At 67.4% G+C, this 5,457-nt stretch carries 8 protein-coding genes; 4 read left to right on the top strand and 4 right to left on the bottom strand.

Annotated elements, in window-relative coordinates; translation table 11 throughout:
• A partial coding sequence (locus VGZ32_RS09770) for an alpha/beta fold hydrolase (RefSeq protein ID WP_414642524.1) occupies nt 1-402 on the top strand: 402 nt, incomplete at its 5' end.
• A 132-nt stretch (nt 403-534) separates the two neighbouring features.
• Here VGZ32_RS09770 and VGZ32_RS09765 read toward each other — a convergent pair.
• From VGZ32_RS09765 to VGZ32_RS09755, 3 genes are all read right to left on the bottom strand, one after another.
• Nucleotides 535-1,230: a GNAT family N-acetyltransferase gene (locus tag VGZ32_RS09765; protein ID WP_326885579.1), complete on the bottom strand. Its 696-nt coding sequence runs from the start codon at nt 1,228-1,230 to the stop codon at nt 535-537.
• Between the two features lie 92 nt (nt 1,231-1,322).
• Nucleotides 1,323-1,802, bottom strand: a complete 480-nt coding sequence (locus tag VGZ32_RS09760) for a PCC domain-containing protein (RefSeq protein WP_326885577.1) — start codon at nt 1,800-1,802, stop codon at nt 1,323-1,325.
• 130 nt (nt 1,803-1,932) lie between these two features.
• Complete coding sequence (locus tag VGZ32_RS09755; RefSeq protein WP_326885576.1) at nt 1,933-2,433, bottom strand: hypothetical protein; 501 nt, start codon at nt 2,431-2,433, stop codon at nt 1,933-1,935.
• Nucleotides 2,434-2,916: 483 nt separating this feature from the next.
• Here VGZ32_RS09755 and VGZ32_RS09750 point away from each other — a divergent pair, with 483 nt between their 5' ends.
• The 3 genes from VGZ32_RS09750 (at nt 2,917) to VGZ32_RS09740 (ending at nt 4,895) form a co-directional block, all read left to right on the top strand.
• Nucleotides 2,917-3,468 carry a MarR family winged helix-turn-helix transcriptional regulator gene (locus VGZ32_RS09750; protein ID WP_326885575.1) on the top strand — a complete coding sequence of 184 codons (552 nt, stop codon included), beginning with the start codon at nt 2,917-2,919 and terminating at the stop codon, nt 3,466-3,468.
• 108 nt (nt 3,469-3,576) lie between these two features.
• Nucleotides 3,577-4,410 (top strand): SAM-dependent methyltransferase, encoded by an 834-nt coding sequence (locus tag VGZ32_RS09745; protein WP_414642523.1) that lies wholly within the window; start codon nt 3,577-3,579, stop codon nt 4,408-4,410.
• A gap of 122 nt (nt 4,411-4,532) precedes the next feature.
• Nucleotides 4,533-4,895, top strand: a complete 363-nt coding sequence (locus VGZ32_RS09740) for a hypothetical protein (protein ID WP_326885573.1) — start codon at nt 4,533-4,535, stop codon at nt 4,893-4,895.
• A 118-nt stretch (nt 4,896-5,013) separates the two neighbouring features.
• Here VGZ32_RS09740 and VGZ32_RS09735 read toward each other — a convergent pair.
• Nucleotides 5,014-5,457: STAS domain-containing protein (locus VGZ32_RS09735; protein WP_326885572.1), on the bottom strand; the 444-nt coding region annotated here is incomplete at its 5' end.

The raw sequence follows: 5,457 nt of genomic DNA, 5'->3' as shown, positions 1-5,457 counted from the left end.
TGGTACCAGCTGTTCTTCCAGTTCGAAGGCATCGCCGAAGCGACCATCACTTACGACGACTGGGCCTGGTTTCGCCAGTTCAGCCACGGCAACGGCGACCAGGATCGCTACCTGCAGGACCTGTCCCGCCCGGGCGCGCTTACCGCGTCGCTGAACTGGTACCGGGCGAACCTGGCGCCCCAAATGCCGGGGGCGGCGCCCAAGTTCCCTCCGGTGCAGGTCCCCACGATGGGTATCTGGTCCACCGATGACCACTACCTCGACGGCGAGCGGATGCAGAAGTCAGGCACCTACGTAGCGGCGCCGTGGCGTTATGAAGAGATCGAGGGCGCGAGCCACTGGATTCCGCTAGACGCACCCGACCGGCTCAACACGCTCCTGCTCGACTGGCTGCGCGATTAGCATCCGATGGTAACGCAGGGGCGTTTTGCGAGTTCCCGTGTTGATGCATGGCACCGCCTGCCTGTTCTGATGTCGGCCCGGCGAACCTAGCGTGTTCGCAACCGGTGCCGGGCACCGACTGGCCTGGCGGTGTCAGGCGGCCTCAGCCCGTTGCGGCGGCTTGGCGACGGTGAAGGCCACAGGACGGCGGGGGCGGAAGCCGAGGGATTCGTAGAGGCGCAGGGCATTCGTGTTGGCGGCGACGGCATGCAGGAACGGGGCTTCGCCACGATCGACGACGACCGCGGTGACGGCCCGGATCAGGCGGGAGGCGAGGCCGTGACCCCGGTACGCCGGGTCGGTGCATACGGCGCTGATCTCCGTCCAGCCGGGCGGGCGCATGCGCTCGCCGGTCATCGCGATGAGTTTGCCGTCGCGGCGCAGGCCGAGGTAGGTGCCGAGTTCGACGGTGCGCCGCAGAAAGGGGCCGGGCTCGGTACGGGCGACAAGGTCGAGTATCTCCTCGACGTCCCCCGGACCCAGGCGCACCGCCTCCGGGTCAGGCTGGGGCCGTACCGCTTCGCCGGTCAGCTGGATGGCTGGCAGGCTCATCAGGACCGTCCAGCCGGGCGGGTATTCCTCGACGCCCGGGAAACAGACCTGGCCCTCGGAGCCGACTAGTTCGGCCGCGTCGGCCCACGCCTGCGGGTCGTCGGGGTTGTCGAGGGCGGCGAACGGGGCCACGTCGGGGAGGTAGCGCACGGCCTGGCCGTGGCGTTGCGCGAAGCGCGCGTGCGGCGCCGCGTTGAGGGACTCGCGGACGACGTGGTCGAGGACGTGGGAACTCATCCGGAAAGCATCCTATCCGTAAGCTGATCATCGCCGGTGGCCGGCCCCTTCCGCCAACACGACATCAGGCCGCCCGCCTCTGAACATCCGAGTCAGCGGGGCGAAACCCGCGTGTCGTTCAGCCGCCCTCGCTCTGCCGGGCTGTCCGGGGCCGCCGCGAACACGATCTCCTCGCCGGCGGGCACGGCGACGGGATGCTCGGACGGGATCACGTAGGCGCGGGCGAACGAACTTCCGAGGTAGGCCCGGTGAAGGTGTCCACCGATCGTCCGGTCGCCTTGGACAGCCATCACGGCATGGATGTGGGGCTTGCCGGCGACGAACTCGCCGGTAGCCGTCATCTCCGCCGGAAGCGGGTATTCGGAGTAGGTGTGCGCCGTGGGGTCGGCGACGGGATTGGTAGAGACGGTGAAGCTGTCGATGGCCCCAATCAGGGCGACGATGGCCGCGTTGGTGATACCGAGCTCGGCAGCCTGCTGCGTGAGCGAGTCCATCAGTTCAGCGTTACGGACTTCCAGAACAAACATGTCTTTGGGCTCCTCAATAGTTGAGGCCTGCGGCGTCCCGGTCACCGGAACGCACTGGCGATCCGGGCTTGCTGTGGGCGATGTGACCTTCAGCCAGCCAGCCAGCCCGCCTGAGCCCGAAGCCACGAGCAGGCTGACTGAAGGTGCGGGGTCAGTTGCCGCGTAGACCGGGTGATTAAGCTGCGGCCTCTTCGAAGACCTTGACCATCTCCGCGTCGAGCCTGCCCGGAACGTCTGACGGGGCGACTTCGGGGAACTTGCTGAAGAACGCGGTGACCTGGTCAAGGTCGATACGCGTCCGCTCGCCGTCGCGCTGGGAGACGCAGACGCGCACCGGCGCGCCGAGGCCGGAGGCGCCGGAGTACTGGAACAGGCCTTGCGCGATGACAGCGTTGCCAACCATGTAGAACTTGGATTCGACCGGGATTCCGGCCAGCCTCATCGTCGAGCCCTGCTCGAAGTCCCAGAAGATGGAGAACCCGGTCGGTGCCGAGACCTCGTCGACATAGGCCTCCACGCCCTCGCGGTCCGAGTGCGTGACGTACTCCATCAGCTTCGGGATCGAGAAGCGCTGCAGGCGCGACTCGATGGCCTTGACCACCTCGAAGTACGACTTGTCGGAGCGGATCGTCAGGAGGACGGCGTCGTAGGGAGTCTGTGTGAGCTGAACTGACATGAGTGTCTCGCCTTTGAAGAGCGTTGCCGGTGTCGTGGGTGTCCCGGGTGTCGTGGACCACCGTCGCCTCGCCGAGCTCGGACTGGAGGACGGCGGACGGGTCGGTCCGCAGCCCCAAGCGCGCGACCGTGCTCACCGTGAGCTGCGGGGTGATCTCTGCTCGCTCGTGCACGCCGGTGGCCATGAGGCCGCCGTTCCGCTGCAGAAGCCGGTCGACGTGGGCCGCGTGTCAGGTTCTTCCGGCCCATCGGTCGATCTGTTGTATCTACACTACTGTCATGAGCCGTCACCATGCAACGACTTGGACCAGGTTTGCCGGGTGCCGAACATCGAGCCGCACTCGGTGTGATGCACGACGGCGACCTCGGACTGCGGTTCGCCGGGCTCCGGCGCGCTTGAAAGGACTCCGATCTGCGCGGGTTCTTCGAGCACGTCAGCCGATGGGCACGCTATTATCGTGGCGATGTAGCTACAACACTTCTGTTGGCTAGATTCGAGGCGAATATGGAGCAGCCCGCGATGGTAGCTGACCTCGCGGCGGAGGTGGGCCGCTCCTGCCTGGGCATGCGAGTGGCCCGGCTCAACAGGGTCGTCACGCGGTGCTACGAGCAGGAGCTGCAGACGGTGGGGCTCAGCCAGCCGCAGATGGAGGTTCTCACCTGCCTCGTCATCGACCCGCGGCCTGTCAGACCGGCGGCGCTGGCCGCGCAACTGATGCTCGAGCGGTCCACTGTCAGCCGGAACCTCGCCCTCATGCAGAAGAGGGGATGGATCGCGGCAGTCGAGACCTCGCCCACCGGACGAGCGATGTCAGTGACGATCACCGAGGCCGGTGTAGCCGCGTTCACCCGTGCAGGAAGCGCATGGCGCCGCGCGCAAGCCGACGCGACCAAGATGCTCGGCCCCGACGCGGGCCCGACTCTCAACCAGTGGCTCGGCCTAGACGGGTCATCGCCGGCACGCGACGGCGACGTGGATGCCCTTGGCGCCCGAAACAGGGCACCTGCGGACAGTGGTCGGCCCGTAGAAATGTAGGAATGAGGTATCGAGGACAGCCGCCGCGCGGTCGTAGGATCACAGTACGTATCAGTGGCCGTGGCCGCACCACCCGCGCGGCCGGGTTGGCGCGAGAGTGAGGTGGAGATGTCGGTGAATCACCGTCCCGTGTGGGCTCCGGACGACGTCGACATCGAGACCCCGTCCCCGGCCCGTATGTATGACTACTACCTCGATGGAAGCCACAACTTCGCCGCCGACCGGGAGCTGGCCGAGAAGGTGCTCTCCGTGTGGCCCGACTTGCCGCATGTCATGCGGGCGAACCGGGCGTTCGTGCGTCGCGCGCTGACCTACCTGGTGCGGCAGGGCGTTGATCAGTTTGTCGATCTGGGGTCGGGCATCCCCACCGTCGGCAACGTCCACGAGATCGTCGCGCGCCTCGATCCGATGGCTCGCACGGTATACGTCGACAACGACCTGGTGGCCGTCTCCCACAGCCGGTCCATCCTCGCCGACGTGCCGAACGCCACGATCGTCTACGCGGACCTGCGTGACCCGCAGTCGGTCCTCGGCGATCCGGCCCTGCGCGAACTGATCGATCTGAGCAGACCCGTGGCCGTGCTGATGTTCGCGGTGCTTCACTTCGTGCCCGACGATGATGATCCGGCCGCAATCCTGGCCGCCTACAGCGGCGCCACCGTGCCGGGTTCGTACCTGGCGCTGAGCCACGCCACCGCCGACTACCAGCCCGAGCGCATGGGCGAGATGCAAGACGTCTACCGTCGTGCAACCGCCGGGATGAACGCGCGCAGCCGCGAGGAACTGGCCGTGCTGCTGACCGGGGCAGGCTATGAGCTGGTGCCGCCCGGTGTCGTCGACATGATTGCCTGGAAGCCCGACCCGGGCAGCGAGCTGACCGACCCGCTCGGCGGAGACCTGGCCCGCTATTCGGCGTACTCGGCCGTGGGACGACGGCTGTAGCAAGGCCGCCGGCCGATCGCGCGGGCGCGTTTGTCGACGGGCCACCGCCGCCGCCACGATGCACGACGATCCGCGTGTCGTGGCGGGCGCGGACCCTGGACGGCACCTTGTTCGGTCCCGTCGTGGACACCGGGTTGGACCGCCCGTTCCTGTTGTTCAGCTCGCAGGACCACAACCGGGACAACGATGCGACTTGGGCGTCGTTCTGGGCGCATCAGCAAGGCTGGAAACTGGACCTCAAGCTGCTCGGCGCCCAGCACACCTCGTTTACCGACGCGGAGACCTTCCTGCCCCCGCTTGCGCCCGTGCTGGGACTCTCGCCCGACCAGCTCGCACAGGACATCGGCACCATCGACCCCCAGCGTGCCGTCAGCATCGAACGCACCTACCTGGCCGCGTTCTTCGACCAGGAATTGCGCCACCATCACAGCCGGCTGCTCGACGGGCCTTCGCCGTCCATGCCGGAGGTGCAGTTCGAACCCTGAGCGTCCGACGGCCGCGATGTCGTCGGCTGCCGCGCAGCGTGGGGCGGGATGCATCCGAGGGCACCGCTCAAATCGGGACCCGGCCGATGATCAACAGGCGCCTCGACCTGTGGCCGCATCAGTCCGGGTTGGTGAGTACGGATCGAGTTCCGGTCAGTTCGAGCAGACGGGCCACGATCGGACTGTAGGGGCCCAGCGCGAAGGGTCGGCCGCGGCGTCGAGCGAACGCCTGGGCGGCCAGCAGGGCTCTGAGGCCGCGGCAGTCGCAGAAGCGGACGGAGGCGAGATCCAGGTCTATTCCCTGCGGGTAGGCGTCCAGGGTCATGTGCAGGACGGCGGCGAGTCGGTCAGCACAGGCCAGGTCGATGTCCCCGGTGACGAAGACGGTCACCGGCGCCGGGCCGCGCACCACGAGGCAGATCGTGGCGTACGTGCCCAGCTTGTGAACAGCGCCTGACCGCAGGCGCGACTCTGCGGGCGCTTCGGACACGTTGGCGACCGAAGGCGTCCGGTCGAGCGTGGTCATGAGGACTCCAGGGGACTGGAGGCGGGAAGACACTGC

This window comes from Actinocrinis sp., assembly GCF_035938995.1.
GTDB lineage: Bacteria > Actinomycetota > Actinomycetes > Streptomycetales > Catenulisporaceae > DASZGI01.
The sequence above is the reverse complement of the archived record's forward strand: the minus strand, read 5'-3'. Positions and strand labels throughout refer to the sequence as shown.

Bases quoted from the DNA above. Each gene is read 5' to 3' on its own strand.
- VGZ32_RS09755 (WP_326885576.1), bottom strand. From the start codon at position 2,433: ATGTCAGTTCAGCTCACACAGACTCCCTACGACGCCGTCCTCCTGACG.
- VGZ32_RS09765 (WP_326885579.1), bottom strand. From the start codon at position 1,230: ATGAGTTCCCACGTCCTCGACCACGTCGTCCGCGAGTCCCTCAACGCG.
- VGZ32_RS09745 (WP_414642523.1), top strand. From the start codon at position 3,577: ATGTCGGTGAATCACCGTCCCGTGTGGGCTCCGGACGACGTCGACATC.